The organism is Methylobacterium sp. Ger2507 (assembly GCF_055231875.1).
The window spans coordinates 4,713,932-4,733,369 of sequence record NZ_JBUYVC010000001.1; the positions used below are offsets into that span (position 1 = coordinate 4,713,932).

The 19,438-nt window shown below is 67.2% G+C and carries 18 protein-coding genes and 2 tRNA genes; 6 read left to right on the forward strand and 14 right to left on the reverse strand.

What is annotated here, in order from left to right:
• Positions 1 to 14: 14 nt before the first annotated feature.
• The 4 genes from ACV7NL_RS21905 (at position 15) to ACV7NL_RS21920 (ending at position 3,983) form a co-directional block, all read left to right on the forward strand.
• The gene (locus tag ACV7NL_RS21905) at positions 15 to 1,148 is read left to right on the forward strand and encodes a glycosyltransferase (RefSeq protein WP_463356870.1); all 1,134 of its coding nucleotides are present in this window, start codon (positions 15 to 17) and stop codon (positions 1,146 to 1,148) included.
• Between the two features lie 62 nt (positions 1,149 to 1,210).
• Entirely contained in the window at positions 1,211 to 2,179 is a 969-nt protein-coding gene (locus tag ACV7NL_RS21910; protein WP_463356871.1) for a glycosyltransferase family 2 protein, read from the forward strand.
• Complete coding sequence (locus tag ACV7NL_RS21915) at positions 2,176 to 3,240, forward strand: glycosyltransferase (RefSeq protein ID WP_056183410.1); 1,065 nt, start codon at positions 2,176 to 2,178, stop codon at positions 3,238 to 3,240. The genes ACV7NL_RS21910 and ACV7NL_RS21915 overlap by 4 nt, the downstream gene beginning before the upstream one ends.
• 59 nt (positions 3,241 to 3,299) lie before the next feature.
• On the forward strand, positions 3,300 to 3,983 hold the full coding sequence (locus ACV7NL_RS21920; RefSeq protein ID WP_463356872.1) for a class I SAM-dependent methyltransferase: 684 nt from the start codon (positions 3,300 to 3,302) through the stop codon (positions 3,981 to 3,983).
• A gap of 279 nt (positions 3,984 to 4,262) precedes the next feature.
• Here the strand turns inward: ACV7NL_RS21920 and ACV7NL_RS21925 are convergent, their stop codons facing one another.
• The 3 genes from ACV7NL_RS21925 to ACV7NL_RS21935 form a co-directional block, all read right to left on the reverse strand.
• Positions 4,263 to 4,433, reverse strand: a complete 171-nt coding sequence (locus tag ACV7NL_RS21925; RefSeq protein ID WP_463356873.1) for a hypothetical protein — start codon at positions 4,431 to 4,433, stop codon at positions 4,263 to 4,265.
• 202 nt (positions 4,434 to 4,635) lie between these two features.
• A complete protein-coding gene (locus ACV7NL_RS21930) occupies positions 4,636 to 6,138 on the reverse strand; it encodes an oligosaccharide flippase family protein (RefSeq protein WP_463356874.1) in 1,503 nt (500 codons plus the stop codon).
• Between the two features lie 325 nt (positions 6,139 to 6,463).
• On the reverse strand, positions 6,464 to 6,838 hold the full coding sequence (locus ACV7NL_RS21935; protein WP_463356875.1) for a hypothetical protein: 375 nt from the start codon (positions 6,836 to 6,838) through the stop codon (positions 6,464 to 6,466).
• Positions 6,839 to 7,302: 464 nt separating this feature from the next.
• Between ACV7NL_RS21935 and ACV7NL_RS21940 the strand changes: the two genes are divergently transcribed.
• Positions 7,303 to 7,443, forward strand: coding sequence for a hypothetical protein (locus ACV7NL_RS21940; protein WP_463356876.1), 141 nt, complete (start codon positions 7,303 to 7,305; stop codon positions 7,441 to 7,443).
• A 290-nt stretch (positions 7,444 to 7,733) separates the two neighbouring features.
• Here ACV7NL_RS21940 and ACV7NL_RS21945 read toward each other — a convergent pair.
• The 11 genes from ACV7NL_RS21945 to ACV7NL_RS21995 form a co-directional block, all read right to left on the reverse strand.
• Positions 7,734 to 7,807, reverse strand: a tRNA-Gly gene (locus ACV7NL_RS21945).
• A 69-nt stretch (positions 7,808 to 7,876) separates the two neighbouring features.
• Positions 7,877 to 7,960, reverse strand: a tRNA-Tyr gene (locus ACV7NL_RS21950).
• A gap of 68 nt (positions 7,961 to 8,028) precedes the next feature.
• Complete coding sequence (gene recJ / locus ACV7NL_RS21955) at positions 8,029 to 9,849, reverse strand: single-stranded-DNA-specific exonuclease RecJ (RefSeq protein ID WP_463356877.1); 1,821 nt, start codon at positions 9,847 to 9,849, stop codon at positions 8,029 to 8,031.
• A 102-nt stretch (positions 9,850 to 9,951) separates the two neighbouring features.
• On the reverse strand, positions 9,952 to 11,352 hold the full coding sequence (locus ACV7NL_RS21960) for an NAD(P)(+) transhydrogenase (Re/Si-specific) subunit beta (protein ID WP_056180830.1): 1,401 nt from the start codon (positions 11,350 to 11,352) through the stop codon (positions 9,952 to 9,954).
• 3 nt (positions 11,353 to 11,355) lie between these two features.
• Positions 11,356 to 11,805 carry a proton-translocating transhydrogenase family protein gene (locus tag ACV7NL_RS21965; protein ID WP_056180833.1) on the reverse strand — a complete coding sequence of 150 codons (450 nt, stop codon included), beginning with the start codon at positions 11,803 to 11,805 and terminating at the stop codon, positions 11,356 to 11,358.
• Between the two features lie 17 nt (positions 11,806 to 11,822).
• Positions 11,823 to 12,962 (reverse strand): Re/Si-specific NAD(P)(+) transhydrogenase subunit alpha, encoded by a 1,140-nt coding sequence (locus tag ACV7NL_RS21970; protein ID WP_463356878.1) that lies wholly within the window; start codon positions 12,960 to 12,962, stop codon positions 11,823 to 11,825.
• A gap of 66 nt (positions 12,963 to 13,028) precedes the next feature.
• Entirely contained in the window at positions 13,029 to 13,322 is a 294-nt protein-coding gene (locus tag ACV7NL_RS21975; RefSeq protein ID WP_056180837.1) for an aa3-type cytochrome c oxidase subunit IV, read from the reverse strand.
• A 185-nt stretch (positions 13,323 to 13,507) separates the two neighbouring features.
• Positions 13,508 to 14,872: an ABC1 kinase family protein gene (locus ACV7NL_RS21980; protein ID WP_463356879.1), complete on the reverse strand. Its 1,365-nt coding sequence runs from the start codon at positions 14,870 to 14,872 to the stop codon at positions 13,508 to 13,510.
• Between the two features lie 95 nt (positions 14,873 to 14,967).
• On the reverse strand, positions 14,968 to 15,354 hold the full coding sequence (locus ACV7NL_RS21985) for a type II toxin-antitoxin system death-on-curing family toxin (protein ID WP_056481298.1): 387 nt from the start codon (positions 15,352 to 15,354) through the stop codon (positions 14,968 to 14,970).
• Positions 15,351 to 15,575 (reverse strand): AbrB/MazE/SpoVT family DNA-binding domain-containing protein, encoded by a 225-nt coding sequence (locus tag ACV7NL_RS21990; RefSeq protein ID WP_463356880.1) that lies wholly within the window; start codon positions 15,573 to 15,575, stop codon positions 15,351 to 15,353. The genes ACV7NL_RS21985 and ACV7NL_RS21990 overlap by 4 nt, the downstream gene beginning before the upstream one ends.
• A gap of 80 nt (positions 15,576 to 15,655) precedes the next feature.
• On the reverse strand, positions 15,656 to 17,533 hold the full coding sequence (locus ACV7NL_RS21995) for a M3 family oligoendopeptidase (RefSeq protein ID WP_463356881.1): 1,878 nt from the start codon (positions 17,531 to 17,533) through the stop codon (positions 15,656 to 15,658).
• 304 nt (positions 17,534 to 17,837) lie between these two features.
• Between ACV7NL_RS21995 and ACV7NL_RS22000 the strand changes: the two genes are divergently transcribed.
• Entirely contained in the window at positions 17,838 to 19,331 is a 1,494-nt protein-coding gene (locus ACV7NL_RS22000; RefSeq protein WP_056180849.1) for a sigma-54-dependent transcriptional regulator, read from the forward strand.
• The last annotated feature ends 107 nt before the right edge of the window (positions 19,332 to 19,438 follow it).

Here is a 19,438-nt window from a genome sequence, read left to right on the forward strand (position 1 = left end):
GCGAATCCCAAGCCATGAAGAAGCCCATCGCGTTCTTCGTCCATCACCAGGGACGGGGCCATGCCAACCGTACGATGGCGGTGGCGGCCGAGTTCTCCCGTGACCGGCCGGTCTCGGTGCTCACCGCCGGCCCGCAGCTGTTCGATGGGTTTTCCCGCGACATCGAGATCGTGGCTCTCCCGAACATGATCGGCGCCGGGGTGCCGACCGTGCGCCTCTATGCCGAGCCGACGCCGCAGGTGATGCATTGCGTGCCGCTCGGGCTGACCGAGATGCGCCGGACCATGCGGCGCATCCTCGATCATCTCGACGAGCGCGACGTCGGCCTGTTCGTGGTCGACGTCTCGGCGGAGATCGCCCTGCTGTCGCGCATCGCCAGCGTGCCGGCGGTGCAGATCCGCATGCATGGCGACCGCTCCGATATCGGCCATGTCGGCGCCTACGAGGCCTGCGTCGGGATGTTGGCACCCTTCGACGAGCGCATGGAGCAGGACGACTACCCGGCCCATCTGCGCGCCAAGACCTTCTATAGCGGCGGCCTCTGCACCAGCGTCGACGGCGTACCGGGTCGGGCGGAAGCGAGGGCGAAGCTCGGCCTCGATCCGGAGCGTGAAATCGTCGTGGCGGTGACCGGCGGCGGCGGCAGCGGCACGCCCTACGCCCCCCTGACGGTGGCGGCCCGCGCGGTCCCGGACGCCCTCTGGCTCACCCTCGGGCCGACCCACCGCGAGGGCCACGAGACCGACTTCTCCAACCTGCGCGAACTCGGCTGGGTGCCTTCGGTGACCGACTACCTCGCCGCCGCCGACATCGTGGTGGCGTCGGCCGGTGACAACACCATCCACGAGGTGGCGCGCGTAGGCGGGCGCCTGATCGTGATGCCGGAATGGCGCTATTTCGGTGAGCAGACCCGCAAGGCCGAGGCCCTGGTCCGGCTTGGCGCCGCCGTTCAGGCCCCGGTCTGGCCCGGTGACCTGCAGGGCTGGCGCGACCTTCTCGCCCTGGCGCGCAGCCTCGACACGGGTCCCCTGCGCAGCCTCTACGCGCCGGACGCGGCCGCCCGCGCCGCCGGCTGGCTCGAGGGCCTGACCGACGACCTCTGGCGCGGGGCGACGGAGCGCCCGGCGCTCGATGTCGTCACCGGCTGACCACGTCCCGTCACGCGCCTGCTTTTCTCGGCCCTCGAAATCTCCCGGAGTCAGACCGCCCCATGTCCACCGTTTCCGTCGTGACCCTGGCCAAGGGACGGCCCGCCCACCTGCGCAACCAGCTCCTGGGCCTGGAGCGCCAGACCCGGAAGCCCGTCGAGGTCATCGTGGCGGTGATGCAGGACGCGCCCTACGACCTGCCTGAATTCGGCTTTCCGGTCCGCCAGATCCTGGTACCCGGCACGGAACTGCCCCTGGCGGCGGCCCGCAACCAGGGCGTCGCGGCGGCGGGGGGAGACGCCGTGGTCTTCCTCGATGTCGACTGCATTCCGGCCCCCGACCTCGTCGCCGACTATGCGCGGGGACTTGGCGAGCTCGACGGGCTGCTGATGGGCGAGGTCCTCCACCTGCCCGAGCGCGCCACCACGGGGGACTGGACCTATGAAACCCTCGCGGGCGTCGCCGAGCGCCACTCCGATCGACGCGGCCCCCCGGCCTCGGGCCTCGAGATCTGCCCGGATTACCGCTGCTTCTGGTCCCTCAACTTCGCCATCCGGCGCGCCACCTTCCTGGCCACCGGCGGCTTCGACGAGCGCTATACGGGCTACGGCGGCGAGGACACGGATTTCGGAAAGATCCTCGACCAGCGGGGCACCCCGATCGCCTGGATGAAGGGCGGACTGGCCTATCACCAGTACCATCCGCACCACATGCCTCCGGTCCACCACCTCGACAGCGTGGTGCGCAATGCGGAGCTGTTCGAGGCCAAGTGGGGATACCGCACGATGGGCCATTGGCTCTATGCGTTCAAGGTGATGGGCCTGATCGACGACACCCCCGATCGGCCGATCCGAATCCTGCGCCGCCCCGAAGCCGGCGATCTTGCGCTGACCGGCCAGCAGAGCCATCAGCCCTACAGCAATGCGGCCTCCGTCATCCGCTTCCTCGAAGCACAAAGAACGTCACAAGAATCGTTGCAGGGGTCGTCACAAGAATCGTCACAAGGGGCGTCGCAGGCGCGCACCGCGTGAGGATCGCCCTCCTCGCCCATCTGCGCCATCCGGTGGCCCCGCCGTTCGCGGGCGGCATGGAAGCCCATGCCTGGGTCCTTGCCGAGGGATTGATGGCGCGTGGACACGAAGTCGTCCTGTTCGCCGCCGGGGACAGCGACCCGCGATTTACCATCGACCCGGTGATCCCGGTGCATCACGAGCGCAGTTTCCCCGGGCGCGAGCACCGGGCCGATTCCGGCCTCGTCGCCCATGTGGATGACGGCTACGCGGCAGCGTGCGACCGGATCGCGGCCGGCGGTTTCGACGTGCTGCACAACAATTCCCTGAGCCGACTGCCCCTGGAGCGCCGGCGCCTCGCCGCGGTGCCGACCGTGACGTCGCTCCACGTGCCCCCGTACGACGCCCTGCGCTGGTTCGTTCAGGACAGCCTCGTCCCCGGCCACCGGATCACCGTGACGTCGGAGGCTCATGGCAGGGCCTGGTGGCCCGATGCGCCGCCCGAAGGGGTGTCCGTTCTCCACAACGGCGTCGATCCGGCGGCCTGGCCCTATCGCGAGCGCGGCGACGGCAGCGCGGTCTGGTCCGGGCGCATCGCGCCGGTCAAAGGGCCGCATTGGGCGGTGGCGGCGGCCCGAGAGGCCGGCCTCCCCCTGACCCTGTTCGGCCCGATCGAGGATCGGGCGTATTGGGACGCACAGATCGCCCCACGGCTCGGCGGCCCTGTCCGCTACGGCGGCCACCTCGCCGGCGACGCCCTGGCCCGCGAGATCGGCCGCGCCTCGGTCTTCCTGTTCACGCCCTGCTGGGACGAGCCCTTCGGCCTCGTGGCGATCGAGGCCATGGCCTGCGGCGTCCCCGTGGCGGGGATCGCTTGCGGCGCCGCCGAGGAGGTCGTCGGCGAGGCGGGATGCCTTGCGCCCCATGGCGACGGACCGGCGCTCGCCCGGGCGGTCGTAGCGGCCCTCGCCATCCCGCGCATGGTCCCGCACGCACGCGTCCTGCGCCTGTTCACCCGCGACCTCTGGCTGTCGCGCTGCGAAGCCCTCTACGCGCAGGCCAAGCGGGCGCCGCGCGGCTGACCCCCATCCCTCAGGCCCGATCCCCCCGATCGGCGCAACCTCCATCGCGAGCCGACCTCATGAGCCAACCCCCGACCACTCGCGACCGCCTCCTCGATGCCCTCTGGCACGGGCGCGACCCGTTCGCGAATCCACCGGACAACCTGCGCCCCCTCGACTTACAGGGCTGGCGCAGCATCCATCCCTATCTCGACGCGGCGATCACCGAGTTCCGCCCCGCCGTGGTCGTGGAGATCGGCGTCTGGAAGGGGGCGAGCAGCCTGAATATGGCCCGGACCATGGCGGCGCACGGCGTCGACGGAACGGTCATCGCGGTCGACACCTGGCTCGGCGCCGTCGACCATTGGGCCGACCCAGCGCTGTTCGGCGAACTCGTCACCGAGCATGGCTATCCGAGCCTGTACCGGACCTTCCTCGCCAACGTGCTGCGCGAAGGGCTGGCCGACCGCATCCTGCCGCTTCCGCTGGATTCCGTGAACGCGGCCGAGTTGCTGCGTCTGCGCGGCGTGGCGGCCGATGTGATCCATCTCGACGCCGGTCACGAGGAGGCGTCCGTGATGGCGGATCTCCGCGCGTGGTGGCCGGTTCTGCGCCCGGGAGGCCTCCTGATCGCCGACGATTACGACCGGCTCGGTGGGCGGTTCCCCGGTGTCACCCGTGCTGTCGACGCCTTCTGCACAGAGGTCCGCGTCCAAGGACCCTGGTCCCAGGAGGGCAAATGCAAACTGATCAAGGCAGCCTGAGGCGTCGGATCGAAGCGGCCCGGACGATATCGCGCCAGCGACGCGTCGCCCCTCGGTCCTCGATCCACGTCTCGGCCCCGTCGCGGGACTCTGCCGTCGTGACCGGGAGAACCCTGTTCTGCCAAGCCCACCGCTTGGCGGATTGGCGGCTTCAGGCGGATGCCTGCAACGTGGCGCAAGTGCCGGACCAACGCACGTAGGCGCGTTCGGACCGGGAGCGTCGTCACGGGATTCGATCTGACGGAACCAGTGCGTTGGCGGCGGCGGTAATGGGCGGTCCTACGCGCCCGAGATCGCCTTGCCGAATTCACCGATGCGGAAGTTGTCTGCCTCTCGTGGCAAGTTGATGTTTGCCCCCGTCGCGTCTCCGGGCTCGGATGGGACATCGCCGCCTATCGACGGCTGCGGAGCAACCCTGACCATTGCGGTGGCGAGCTTCGGCGCCACCATCAGCCCCTCCCTGCTCTGGTGGCGAGCGGCTGATGACCTGCAGCACCCCGTCCCGAGCGAGCACCGTCCCGGTATCGGGCAGGCTCTGGCAAAGCGCTCGGATAGCCACTCGGCTCGACCGCCCCGTGGCTCGGGAACGCGCCGATCTCAGGGATATCGGGGTGCTGAATCCCGGCCCTCCGATTGCCCTGCACGAGCCGTGTTACGAGCGCGCAGGCCTCAGAGAGGGAGAAGATCCGTCGACGTCGATATGGCCGGGTATCTCACCTCTGATCCTTAAAGCTCCGAGTGCGATCTGCAGCTTTGTATACCCGCCTCCGAGAAGATAGACCGAGATAAAGACCGACCCCCCGATCGATATCAAGCTTCCAAGCCTGACGAAGGGATCGACTGCGAGCAGCAGGTCTCGCGAGATCACGATCGACATGGCCATTGTGACTGCCGCAGCGAGGGGCAAGACGGCCTGCCGCAAAACTGTCGAGGTCGGTATTTCCAGGAGGCGACACACGGCAACCATCATTGCCAAGCCGGTGGCGAGATTCGACAGACTTACCCCGATCACCGCTCCGAGAACGCCCCACTCTGATCCGACCAAGATCCCGACAACGACCCCAATCGTCGAAAAACATGAGATCTGGAACGGGATTTTCGCGTTTTCCAATCCCAGGAGAGCCGCCTGCTGAACGACGTTGATGCAATTTCCGAACGCATAGATGATGAGCACCATCAGGATCGGCGCTGCACCTTCCCACTTCGAACCCAGAAAGAGCGCCACGATATCAGCTGAAACGAGGCCGATCCCACACAGCGCCGAGAGGCAAAAGGAGAAAACAAGGAACATCGAGGCCGTGTAGAGATTCACAAAATCCCGACGTTCCCTGACCGCTCGGGAAAACGCCGGCAGCAATGTCGTGTAAATCGGACCGACCACCAAGGACTCGGGGAGCCGGACGACCTGCATCGCAATGCTATAGAGGCCCAGGGCATATGCCCCATGCAGAAATCCGATCAGCAGGCTGTCGACGCTCTTCGTAATGACATTCATCGCAATCGAATTGAAGGCATAGAAAGCAAACTTGGCGTTCCTGTAAATAAACTCTTTATCGACGGCAAAAACGACTTCGAATTTTCCGATAAACACGGCGATCGATAAACGCGCGATAATCGAAACGGCTTGCTGAAGCACCAGGCTCTGAACGCCGGCACCATTCCAGGCCGCGACGATCGCCACCACGCCGCCGAGAACGACGCCCGCAACGTCGCCGATCGCAAAACCAAGCATCTTCCCTTCCCGCTGCAAGCGAGCGAAGGGCGCGCTGCAGACTGCGCCGAGCACCAGAACGATCGTACATTCTCGCAGAAGAACGCTCAGGCCCGGCTGGCCCATCCGCCGTTCGATCGCTTCGCTGCTGGCGAACAAGATGAGCGAGATAACGGCGCCACCGAGAATACTGATGAGAAGAACCGTCGTTTCCTGCGCTGGATTCTTCGATACGGATCGTACGAGGACAGGAGAGAATCCAAGATCCGCAGCGCAGGTGAGAGTGATGATCAGCGGAAATACGAGATTGAAGAGCCCGTAATCTTCAGGTGACAGGAGCCGCGTCAGGACAGGAATGAGAGCAAAGGCCATCCCGAGTCGAAAAAGGTTGGATCCGACGAGCCAGATCGTCCCGAAAAATGTCGATTCGCGGTCCTGTGCCAAGGTCTCGATCCTAGCCTACTCGTCGGAGCAAAGTTCGTGCGGGTTCGGTTTGGATAATGATGAATCGGGAGGCCCGTGTTTCTGTCGGATCATTGGCCGCGGCGCAGGGGTCGCGACCTCCGCGGGACTTCTGTCATCGCGAACCGTGCGCCCGACGGAGACGCGAAGGGATTGCTGTCCTCGATCCGTTGTCGGCCGGAGAGATCTGGGGGGAAGCGCCAGACGCTTCGCGCTGGCGATATCGCATCCCGCTCAGCCCTGGCGGGACGAGCGCAAGCCCTTGCTGAGGATACGTGTCCGGCAGGCGGAGTTCTGAGCCAACAGCTTAGAGACGATCGACGCTCAAGGTGTTCGATGTTCCCTCGACCAGGACGACCCTCTGGGCGCCTTCGTGGGCACTGCTATCGTCCGACAGGGGAAGCGGCAGGGCTCGAATCGCGTCGCAAAGCTTCTGGACGCGCCGACTTTCTTCCGTGGAGGTGATCACGCCCCACTCACAAGCCGCCTGAGGCGCAAGGACAGCGACTTCTTCTTCGCAGACCTTGGCTGCCGCCTCACGCATCCATTCGACCGCCCGCTTGAGCTGCTCGATCTTCGCACGTGAATCAATCAAGTCGAAGGTCTCGGCAAGCAGAAATGTACGATTGATCTGCCCGTTCGCTTCACTGTATTCGACCTGAAACAATGCAGATTCGGGCATGTGATCCTCCATCTGATTTAGTCATCTGAGAATGCACGAAGCGCCACAACTATGACAAGGCCGCCATTGGCGTTTGTTCCAACATTAAACTACGCAATATCGGCTATGATTAATTAGCGCTTTCTTCCCAGGACTCAAAATCTGCGGTCGCATTGTCGTTTGAGCGCGTCGAAAAGGGTGTCGCGATGGCAGCTTCCGTGCGTCGGTCGAGCCCGCACCGGCTTCCAGATGTCGAGAGATCGGGGCCGGACCTGCCATGTCTCGGGATCGTCGCGGCTGAGATCGCATCCGGATGGTGCCGGGATTCGGGTGAGAATGCCGGCGACGAGGTGCAAAGCTCGTCGGAGATGGCCGCGCTCGTGGCGCCGACGCAATTCATCATCGGCTAAGGTCACTGCGCCAACACCTACGGCGCGACGACGTCATGCCGTTCCTGGTTCGGCGCAGCCTGTTCCTGCTGTCCTATGGCGGCCACCCACCCGAGCAGCCAGCGCGTCCTCCTCGGCGGGACGATCGTGCTCCTGCCGGTGATCCTGGAGCACGCCGCTCACGTCTGCTGGCTGTTCCGTGGCAAGGTGACAGCCGACGCGCCGGGCTACCGTTGAGGAGCGTAATCATCACCCGTCACGATGCCGCGCGCTGCGTCGGCTGGTTCGTGGCGCTTCCGGCGGGCGGCATCGCCTGCCTCACGGCGGTTGCGCTGCCGCTGCGATGGCATCTCAAGGCGGTTTAACCGCGAGGGACGCGTTAAGCCGGGTTCTCCCGATCCCGGCTATGGTCGGGGCAACCCGCGACCACGCGTGCAGGATGCTGTCCGGCGTGGGGCGCACGCAATCATGCGCAAACCTGGTCGCCCGGTTTGGCTCATTACGGTTTCGTCGGGAACAAGGGGATGTGGAGCGGGTACCGGGAATCGAACCCGGGTATTCAGCTTGGAAGGCTGCTGCTCTACCATTGAGCTACACCCGCATCGATGACCAGACGAGCCGATCATCGAGGTTCGAGACAGTCCGGATCGGGACTGGATCTCGACAGGTTTGGTGGGGGAAGTAGGACTCGAACCTACGAAGCTTACGCAGCGGATTTACAGTCCGCCCCCTTTGCCGCTCGGGACATTCCCCCAAACCGGCCACCTTCCGGCGGCGCGCCGTCCTTATGATGACGGGTCGGGTCCGAGTCAACCGCGTCGCTCACGCGAAATGCGCGAGATCGCAGATCCGCATCTGCGCCCGTTCGGCCCCGCGCCAGGTATCGACCGACAGCGTGCCGGCGATATGGACCTCGCGGCCGAGTCCCGAGAGGATCGCCTGTCCGAGCGGGCCCTGCGCCGCCCGGAACGCGATGGCGCCGATGGCCTGGCCATCGCGGCTGCGCAGGCGGGCCCGGACGTGCCCGTTGCCCACGACGGCTGCATCGACGATGCGGTGGCGCGCCAGGACGAAGGTGGGTTCGGGCGCCGCCGAACCGAACGGCCCCGCCCGGTGGATCGTCCGGACCAGTTCGGCGGTGACGCCGCCCGCGCTCATCGCCCCGTCCACCAGCAGCGCCTCCACGGACCGGGCCTCCGCCACGGTGGCGGCCAGGGCGCCGGCAAGATGGTCGCCGAAGCGGCTCACGTCGAAGCCCGGTAGGGTGACGCCCGCCGCCATGGCGTGGCCGCCGCCCTTGAGAGCCAAGCCGGCCTCCACCGCCGACCGCACGGCCTGACCGAGGTCGGCCCCGGCGATCGAGCGCCCGGAGCCGGTCGCGGTCCCATCCGGGCGCAGGGCGAAGGCGAAGGCCGGGCGGCCGAAGCGCTCCTTGAGGCGGGCCGCGATCAGCCCGACGATGCCGGGATGCCAGTCGGCCGAGGCCGCGACCAGGACGGGCCGCTCCGGGTCGAGGCTCAGGGCATGATCCATCTCCGCCTCCGCGGCCGCGACGGCCTGAGCCTCGATGGCTTGGCGCTCGCGATTGAGCCGGTCGAGATCGGCGGCGATCCGGGCGGCCTCCGCCGGGTCGGTGGTGGTCAGCAGGGTTGCCCCGAGGGCAGCGTCGCCGATGCGCCCGCCGGCATTGATGCGCGGCCCGACGAGGTAGCCGAGATGCCAGGCCTCCGGCGGCTCGCTCAGGGAAGCGGCATCGAGCAGGGCCGCGAGGCCGACCCGTCCGCGCGCCCGCATCACCTTCAGGCCCTGGACCACGAAGGCGCGGTTGAGGCCGGCGAGCGGGACCACGTCCGCCACCGTGGCGAGGGCGACGAGATCGAGGGATTCGGCGAGGTCGGGCAGCGAGCCGACAAGACCTTCCTGCCCGCGCAGGCGCCGGTTCAGCGCCACGAGGGTGAGGAAGACGACGCCGGCGGCGCAGAGGTGGCCGAGCCCCGACAGGTCGTCGAGGCGGTTCGGATTGACCAGGGCGCAGGCCGGCGGCAGCTGCTCAGGCGCGCCATGGTGGTCGAGCACCACGACGTCGAGGCCGAGCGCCGCGGCGGCTTCGAGGGGCGCGTGGCCGCTGGTCCCGCAATCGACCGTAACCAGCAGGGTGGCGCCGGCCGCGTGCAGAGCGGTGACGGCGGCGACGTTGGGGCCGTAGCCCTCGGTGATCCGGTCGGGGATGTGGATCTGGACGGTGAGGCCGAGGCCGCGCAGGTATCCGGCGAGCAAGGCGGCGCTGGCCGCACCGTCGACGTCGTAATCCCCGAAGATCGCGACCCGCTCGCCGGCCATCACCGCGCGGGCGAGGCGATCCGTCGCCGCCGGCATGTCGACGAGGCAGTCGGGGTCCGGCATCAGGTAGCGCAGGCGCGGGTGCAGGTGGGCCTCGGCCTCGGCCGGACGGATGCCGCGCCCGGCAAGGACGCGGGCGAGCATCTCCGGCAGGGCGTGCGCCTGCACCATGGTGGCGGCGTAGGCCTGGAGCGCCGGATCGGCGCAGCGGTCGCGCCAGGGCCGCCCGAGGACCGAGCGGGTGACGTCGAGGAACGCGCGGGGCGCGTCGAGGGCATGGGCGGCTGACACGGGCCGGAGCATAGCCGCAACCGGGCCGCACGGCTGCATCCGAAACGACAAAGGGGCCGGCGATCGCGCGCCGGCCCCTCGGTTTCGCGGGCGGGTCGTCCGACCCGCCGCGTTTCAGAGGTTCTTGAGGATCTGGTCGACCACCTTCTTGGCGTCGCCGAACAGCATCATGGTGTTGTCGCGGAAGAAGACCTCGTTCTCGACGCCGGCATAGCCGGAGCCCATGCCACGCTTGATGAAGAGCACGGTCTTGGCCTTCTCCACGTCCAGGATCGGCATCCCGTAGATCGGCGAGGCCTTGTCGGTCTTGGCGGCCGGGTTGGTGACGTCGTTGGCGCCGATGACAAAGGCCACGTCGGCCTGCGGGAACTCGCCGTTGATGTCCTCGAGCTCGAAGACCTCGTCGTACGGCACGTTCGCCTCGGCGAGCAGCACGTTCATGTGGCCGGGCATGCGACCCGCAACCGGGTGGATCGCGTATTTCACGTCCACGCCTTCCTTCTTGAGCATGTCGACCATCTCGCGAAGGCTGTGCTGGGCCTGGGCCACCGCCATGCCGTAGCCCGGCACGATGATGACGCGCTCGGCGTTCTTCATGATGTAGGCGGCGTCGTCGGCCGAGCCCTGCTTGACCGGACGGGTCTCCACCGCGCCGCCCGCGCCGGCCGCCGCGGCATCACCGCCGAAGCCGCCGAGGATCACGGAGATGAACGAGCGGTTCATCGCCTTGCACATGATGTAGGACAGGATCGCACCGGACGAGCCGACCAGCGCACCCGTGATGATGAGCGCGAGGTTGCCCAGGGTGAAGCCGATACCGGCTGCGGCCCAGCCCGAGTAGGAGTTCAGCATCGACACGACGACGGGCATGTCGGCGCCGCCGATCGGGATGATGAGCAGGCCGCCGAGCGCGAAGGACAGCAGCACGATCAGCCAGAAGACCGCCTTGCTTTCGTTGCCGATGAAGATCGCGATCAGCACCACCAGGGCGATGCCGAGGCCGATATTGATGAGGTGGCGCTGGGGCAGCATGATCGGCTTGCCCGACATGCGGCCGTCCAGCTTCAGGAACGCGATGACCGAGCCCGTGAAGGTGATGGCGCCGATGGCGACGCCGAGCGCCATCTCGAACAGCGACTCCTTGTGGATGTGGCCGTTCTCGAGGATGCCCACCGCCTGCGGAGCGTAGAGCGTCGCCGCCGCGCCCATCACGGCCGCGAGGCCGACGAGGGAGTGGAAGGCGGCCACGAGTTGCGGCATCGCAGTCATGGGCACGCGCTTGGCGATGATCGCGCCGGCACCGCCGCCGATGGCGAGGCCTAGGATGACGATGACCCAGGCGCCGAGCCCGGCCGGCGGATGGCCGACCAGGGTGGTGAGCATGGCGAGACCCATGCCGATCATGCCGTACAGGTTGCCCTGCCGCGACGTGGTCGGGTGGGACAGGCCCCGCAGCGCCATGATGAACAGGACGCCGGAAACGATGTAGAGAAGGGATGAGACGTTCTGGGACATGTCTCAGGCCTTCTTCTTGTACATGCCGAGCATGCGCTGGGTGACGAGGAACCCGCCGAAGATGTTCACGCTGGCGAGGATGATGCCGACGAAGCCGAAGAAGCGGGCCCAGCCGGTGCCGTGCTCGATGTAGGGAACGCCGGCGGCCAGGAGCGCGCCGACGATGATCACCGAGGAGATCGCGTTGGTCACCGACATCAGCGGCGTGTGCAGGGCGGGCGTGACCGACCACACCACGTAGTAGCCGACCAGGATCGCCAGCACGAAGATCGCGAGCTGGAACACCGTCGGGTCGACGGCGCCGTGGGTCACGGCGCTGAGGCCGTGGCCGATGCCGTCTGCGTATTTCTGGGCCTGGAGCGCGTGCTGCTGCGCGATGTCGGCAGCGGTTCGGGCCGCGGCGGCGGCGGCGCGCGCCTGCTCGGCGGCCTGATCGGGGGGAAGCATAGCCATCGTATCCTCCGGCGGGATCAGGATTGGGTCTGGAACGAGGGGTGCGAGACCTGGCCGTCACGGGTCAGGTTCGTCGCCTTGACGAGTTCATCGTCCCATTTAACCGCCAGAGCCTTGGCGTCCTTGTCGACCAGGGTCTCGACGAAGGCATAGAGGTTGCGCGCGTAGAGGCTGGAGGCCGTCGCCGCGAGACGGCCGGCCACGTTGAGGTGGCCGACGATCTTCACCCCCTTGTCTGTCACCACGACTTCGCCGGGCTTGGCACCCTCGACGTTGCCGCCGCGCTCAACCGCCAGGTCGATCAGGACGGAGCCGGGCTTCATCGAGGCGACCATCGCCGCCGACACCAGCTGCGGGGCCGGACGCCCCGGAATCAGCGCCGTGGTGATGACGATGTCCTGCTTGGCGATGTGGGTGGTGACGAGGTCGGCCTGCTTCTTCTTGTACTCGGCCGACATCTCCTTGGCGTATCCGCCCGAGGTCTCGGCCTGCTTGAACTCCTCGTCCTCCACGGCGACGAACTTCGCGCCGAGGGATTCGACCTGCTCCTTGGTGGCCGGGCGCACGTCGGTGGCGGTGACCACCGCGCCCATCCGGCGCGCCGTGGCGATGGCCTGGAGGCCGGCGACGCCGACGCCCATGACGAAGACGCGGGCGGCCGGCACGGTCCCGGCGGCGGTCATCATCATCGGCATGGCGCGGCCATACTCGGAGGCGCCGTCGACCACGGCGCGGTAGCCCGCGAGATTGGCCTGGGACGACAGCACGTCCATCACCTGCGCGCGGGTGATGCGGGGCATCAGCTCCATGGCGAAGGCATCGAGACCGGCTTCCGCCATGACCCCGAGTTCGGCCTCGTGGCCGTACGGATCCATGATGGCGATGACCGTGGCGCCGCGCGGCAACAGGGCGATCTCCTCGGTCGAGGGACGACGCACCTTGAGCACGAGGTCGGCGGACCCGGCGGCTTCGGAGGCCGATCCGGCCATGGAGGCTCCGGCGGCCTCGTAGTCGGCGTCCGGCACGCCGGCCTTCAGGCCGGCGCCGGACTGGACGGTCACGTCGGCTCCGAGCCCGATGAATTTCTTGACCGTTTCTGGCACCGCCGCGACCCGCGGCTCCGCGGGATCGGTTTCGGACAATACAGCGATGCGCATGCAGGAGTGCTCCTTAAAGGACGGCCCGAAGGCGACCCGCAAAGTCAGTCAGAGATTCAAGGTTGTTCAGGCGAAGAAGAGGTACAGCAGCAGCAGGATGCCGACGGCGGCCGGGGCCTTGTAGCCGATGGCGGGTGCCAGGGCGCCGACGGTGCCGGCGACGCCGGACAGGATCACGCCGAAGATCGCGGTCAGCCACGCTTCGCGAATGCCGCCGATGGCGAGAGCGAGGACCCAGCACAGCACCACGCCGGTGCCGATTTCGACGAAACGAACGAAGCCGCGATAGGTCTGCTCGTGAGTCTTCTCGTCCATTGCCGGGCTGTAATGCACACCGGTCACGGTCTTGGTATCGGCCATCTTGTGGGCGTCCCCTTGGGTATCATCTTGATTTGTTCCAAGGGGATTTAGCGCATGCCAAGGTCGCTCGCAATCGAGATGCGTGCCCCGCATTCGCCACGAACGCCTTTTTATGGCCGCGCTTTCAAGCCGGCCAAGCACCTTTGCGCTGCACCATCAATTCAGGTCGCAGTTCAGGTCGCAATTCAGGTCGGAAGCCCGAGCCCGGCTTTGGTCAGGGCCTCGCCCTGGCGCGTCTCGAGTTCCGCAAGCGAGAACTTGTCGATCTCGGCTTCGAACAACCGGTGGTAGTTCAGCTCCGAGCGCAGGTGAAGGAACACGGCGCCGAGCCCGACGGCCGCCCGATCCATGAAGACGAATTCCTGCGGGATTGTGACAGGACCACGGGCCTTGAGCGCCTGATGCACCTCGAAGGCCTGGCGCCGGCCGTATTCGCCCGGCTTCACGCCGTCCGCGACGGTGCGTGTGCGATCCTCCAGGATCGGTCCATAGATAAAGCGGGCCCAGATGTTGAGGATCTCGACCAGTTCCTTGTTGAGGTTCTTGAAGCCCCAGGTCTCATAGGCGTGGACGATACGGGCATTGTCGTTGGTCAGGAGGCCTCGGTAGAGATCCACCACGCCGCCGACGAAGCGCGGATGGAAGATGCGGACGCAGCCGTAATCGAGCAGGTTGATACCCTGTGCCTCGCCGCCTTCCGAGAACACCGTGTAGTTGCCGAGATGGGGATCGCCGTGGATCACAGCGGCCCGGCTGAAGGGATGCCACCAGGCCTTGAACATGGACCGCGCGAGGCGGTTGCGGATCTCCACCGGCGACTCGGCGAAGTTCAGGATGCGCTCGCCGTCGAGCCAGCCCAGCGTCAGCAGGCGCTTCGTCGACAGATCCTTGTGGATGGGCGGCACCCGCACGGCATCGATGTCGCGCAGGACGTTGCCGTACAGCACGGCGTGCTTGGCCTCGCGCTCGTAATCGAGCTCCTCGCGCACGCGGGCACCGATCTCCTTGGCGATTTCGCGCGTGTCGAGCCAGGACGACATGCGCCGATGCAGGGCGAAGGCGATCTCGAGCTGCTTCAGGTCGGCCTCGACGGCCGACTGCATGTCGGGATACTGGAGCTTGCAGGCGAGCCGGGTGCCGTCGAGGGCCGTCGCCCGATGGACTTGGCCCAGTGAGGCGGCAGCCGCGGGCTTCAGGTCGAAGGCCTGGAAGCGCGACTGCCAGTCGGCCCCGAGTTCGGCCATCATCCGGCGCTTGACGAAGGCCGCGCCCATGGGCGGCGCATCGGCCTGCAGCTTCTGCAGTTCGGTGGCGTATTCCGGCGGCAGCAGATCCGGCACGGTGGCGAGGAGTTGGGCCACCTTCATGATCGGCCCCTTGAGCCCGCCGAGGGCTTGGGCCAGGGCGGCCGCGTTGGTCGGGGCCTCCTTGCCGCCGAACAGCTTGGCGCCGGCCATCCGCGCCGCGACCCCGCCGACATTGGCCCCGACGCGGGCATAGCGGCCGGCACGGGCGGAGAAGCGGTTGGCTTCGCGATCGATCTCGCTCATCGGAATCATTCAACTCGTCGGGAGAGGCTTCTCCCGAGATAAGCGCGCCGCCCGCGCTTGCCAGGGCGGCGGGCTCATGGGTCGCGGACCCGCGCTTACGCCTCCGGCCAGTTGTCGCGAATCCAGCGGGTGAGCCCGGCCTCGTCGATCTCGCCGGCGGCGAGGCCGAGGATCATCACCACGGCTTGTGCTTCCTCGACGAGGAAATCGATCCCGTTCAAGCCGAGAAACGTAATCAGAGACAGGAAAGCCGCTCGCTTGTTCCCGTCGATGAACGGATGGTTCTTGGCGATGCCGAATGCGTAGGCCGCTGCCAATTCCGCGAGGTCCGTCTCACCATAGGCCGCTCTGTTGATCGGGCGACCAAGGGCCGATTCGAGTGCGCCTACGTCACGAAGGCCTCCGGGGCCGCCAAAGAGCCTGAGTTGACGGGCGTGGATGGCCTGAACGAGATCGCTCGTTAGCCAGACGATCTCGCTCATTTGGCGAGTTCGGTCAGAGCATTCCGATACGTCTTCATCGCGCGCTCGGCGATCTCCAATCCCTTCTCGAAGGTCGGGTCGAGGGGAGAGAGACGGATCGAACCATCGGCATTTTCGCTGACGGACAGCCAGTCGCCCTGGGACAGGTTGAGCTTTGCCATCAGCTCCTTCGGCAGGATCAGCCCGGTCGAATTGCCGATCTTCTTGACTTCAAGCTTCATCGCGAACCGCCTCCCGTTGTACGAAGCGTACAACGGGAGGCGGAGATCGTCCAGCGTCAAGCGCCGAGAGCTAAGCGGCGTTAGGCGTCTTCCATTCCTTCCAGCTCGACGATCATGCCCTCGATCATCGACAGGCCGATCTGCCAGAAGCCCGGATCGCGGGCGTCCAGGCCGAACGGGGCGAGGAGTTCGCCGTAGGGCTTGGCACCTCCCGCCGACAGCAGGGCGAAGTAGCGCTCGACGAAACCGTCCTCGGCTTTGGCGTAGACGCCGTAGAGCGAGTTCACCAGGCAATCGCCGAAGGCGTAGGCGTAGACGTAGAACGGTGAGTGGATGAAGTGCGGGATGTAGGCCCAGAACGGCTCGTAGCCCGGATCCAGGGCGATGGCCGGGCCAAGGCTCTCGGCCTGCACCGACATCCACAGGCCGTTGATCTGCTCGGCGGTCAGCTCGCCCTGCGCCCGGGCGAGGTGGACCTTGCGCTCGAAGGCGTAGAACGCGATCTGGCGCACCACCGTGTTGATCATGTCCTCGACCTTGGCGGCCAGCATCGCCCGACGCTGCGAGACGCTGGAGGTCGCCGCGAGCAGGCGGCGGAAGGTCAACATCTCGCCGAACACGCTGGCGGTCTCGGCCAGGGTCAGAGGCGTCGGCGCCATCAAGGCGCCGTTCGGGCCCGCGAGCACCTGGTGCACGCCGTGCCCGAGCTCGTGCGCGAGGGTCATCACATCGCGCGGCTTGCCCTGGTAATTGACCAGCACGTAGGGGTGGGCCGAGGGGACGGTCGGGTGCGCGAAGGCGCCCGGCGCCTTGCCGGGCCGGGTCGGCGCGTCGATCCAGTTGCGGTCGAAGAAGGTGCGGGCGATGTCGGCCATGCGCGGCGAGAACGCCCCGTAGGCGTTCAGCACGGTGTCGCGGGCCTCGGTCCACGGGATGGTGCGCTGTTCCACCTTCGGCAGCGGCGCATTGCGGTCCCAATACGGCAGCGCCTCGACGCCGAACCACCGGGCCTTCAGGCGATAATAGCGGTGCGACAGGCGCGGATAGGCCGCTTGCACCGCCTCCACCATCGCGGCGACCACCTCCGGCTCGACGCGGTTCGACAGGTGGCGGGCATCGGCCACGTCGGCGAAGCCGCGCCAGCGGTCCGAGATCTCCTTGTCCTTGGCCAGCGTGTTGGTGATCAGCGTGAAGGTGCGCAGGTTCGCCCGGAAGACGTCGCTGAGCGCGCCCGCGGCTTCCTTGCGCACGGTGCCGTCCGGGTCCTGGAGCTTGTTGAGGGTGGGCTCCAGGGTCAGCTGCTCGCCCTGGACGGGGAAGCGCAGCGACGCGATCGTGCCGTCGAAGAGCCGGTTCCAGGCCGAGCGGCCGGTGACGGATTTTTCGAGGAACAGCTTCTCGGTGCGGTCGTCGAGCTGGAACGGCTTCTCCCGGCGCAGGTCCTCGATCCACGGCGCGTAATGCGCCAGCGGTCCGTCGGCCATCGCCCAGTCCATCTCCGCATCCGGAATCCGGTTCAGCTCCAGGGCGAAGAACAGCAGATGACTGGAGGCCGTGGTCAGGCGCTCCTGGGTGTCGCCGTAGAACTTCTCCCGGCGCTCGTCGGTGGTGTCGCCGGAATAGACGAGGCCCGCGAACGACATCAGCCGGCCGAGCAGGTCCTCGATGCCCTCATAGGCCGCCACCGCCTCGGCGAGCTGGGCCGACGCGTCGGGGGCGGAGGCCATCGCGGCGAGACGGCCGGCATAGCGCTCCGAGAACCGGGCGCAGTCGGCCTCCGCGCGGGCGAGATCGGCGGTGAAGTCGGGGGCGTCGATGCCCGCGTAGAGGTCGGTCAGGTCCCATTCGGGCAGCACGCCGAGATCGGCTGCGTGGGCGGCGGCCCGCGCCGCGCTGGCCCCTTCCGCATTCGCGACGATGCCCGACAGGCTGGCATGGGCGACGGCTCGGCTCGGCATGATGGTTTCTTTCTTCGCGACACGACCTGGGCGACTCGACGGTGCCACGCGCTGATATCGAGCGCCCGGCGGGCGCGATCAATCCGGCGTGAGGAGAATCCTGCCTCTTGCAGCGCTTTCCCGGGGGGATTCGGCAAAGGGTCACACCCGCCCTGGTCTTCACCGCGAAAAGTCTGATCGTCGTTAAGCGCGGCTTTACGGTCTTGGGTCACCCTACGGTTCGAAACGAAACAAACCGGCGGTGCGCAGCCGGGCGAACCCGTGTCGCCCGCTCTCCTCCGCTTGCGAAACGCGAGGCGCTCCCATGTCGACAACGGTCCTCATCGTCGACGATGATCCCGTCCAGCGCCGTCTCGCCGAGGCGATGGTGCGGCGCCTCGGCTTCAACGCCAAGGTGGCCGAGAGCGGCGAGCAAGGTCTCGAAACCCTGCGCGCCGGCGATCCGATCGACGTGGTGCTCCTCGACCTCGTCATGCCGGGCGGCCTCGACGGCCTCGCGGTGATGGCCGAGATGCGCAAGACCGGCCTCGACGTTCCGGTGATCGTGCAGACCTCGAACGGTTCAATCGATGCCGTGGTGACGGCGATGCGGGCGGGCGCCGTCGATTTCGTGGTCAAGCCGGCGGGTGCCGAGCGGCTGCAGGTCTCGATCAAGAACGCCCTTAAGGTCGATCAGCTCGAGGAAGAGGTTCGCCGCATGCGCCGGCGCGCCTCCGGCGCCCTCAGCTTCAAGGACCTGACCTCGCGCAGCCCCGACATGGACCGGGTGATCCGGCTCGCCGAACGCTCGGCCAAATCGAACATCCCGGTCCTGATCGAGGGCGAATCCGGCGTCGGCAAGGAAGTGCTGGCCCGCGCGATCCAGGGCTCGGGCGACCGGCGCGGCAAGGCCTTCGTCACCGTCAATTGCGGCGCGATCCCCGACAACCTCGTCGAATCCACCCTGTTCGGCCACGAGAAGGGCGCCTTCACCGGCGCCACCGATCGCCACGTCGGCAAGTTCGTCGAAGCCTCGGGCGGCACGCTGTTCCTCGACGAGATCGGCGAACTGCCGCTCGACGCCCAGGTCAAGCTTCTGCGCGCCCTGCAGGAAGGCGAGGTCGATCCGGTCGGCGGCAAGCGCAGCGTGCGCGTCGACATCCGGCTGATCTCGGCGACGAACCGCTCGCTGCTCGATCTCGTCAAGCAGGGTCGCTTCCGCGAGGACCTGTATTACCGGCTCAACGTGTTCCCCATGACGCTGCCGCCCCTGCGCGCCCGCCGAGAGGACATTCCCGATCTGGTGCGCTCGTTCTGCGCGCGCTTCGCCGCCGAAGAGGGCAAGCGCGTCCGGGCCATCACCCCCGAGGCAATGGCGCTGCTCACCCGTTACGGTTGGCCCGGCAATGTCCGCCAGTTGGAGAACGCGCTGTTCCGGGCGGTGGTGCTGGCCGATGGCGACGAGCTGACGGTGTCGGAATTTCCGCAGATCGCCGCACAGGTCGAAGGCTTCGACGTCCGGATTCCCGCCGCTCCGCTGCAGCCGATGGTGCAGCACGGCGCCCCGGAACCGGTGCGTGAGATCGTTCGGGTCGAGGTCCGCGATCCCCACGCCATGAGCCTCGTCGCCGAGGAGACCGGCGAGATGAAGACCATGGAAGGGCTGGAAGCGGAGATCATCCGGTTCGCGCTGCAATATTACCGCGGCCGCATGTCCGAGGTGTCGCGCCGCCTCGGCATCGGCCGATCCACCCTCTATCGCAAGCTCAAGGACCTCGGCCTCGAGGACGGCGATAAGGCCGACGAGGCCGCGGCCTGAGGTCTCGACATGGCGTGCGGGTCGACGCACCCGTATCGCCCCGGGACGGCCCAACGGCTCAGGTGCATTTGCACACGCGCCCGCTTGGCCCGATTGTCCTAATCCGA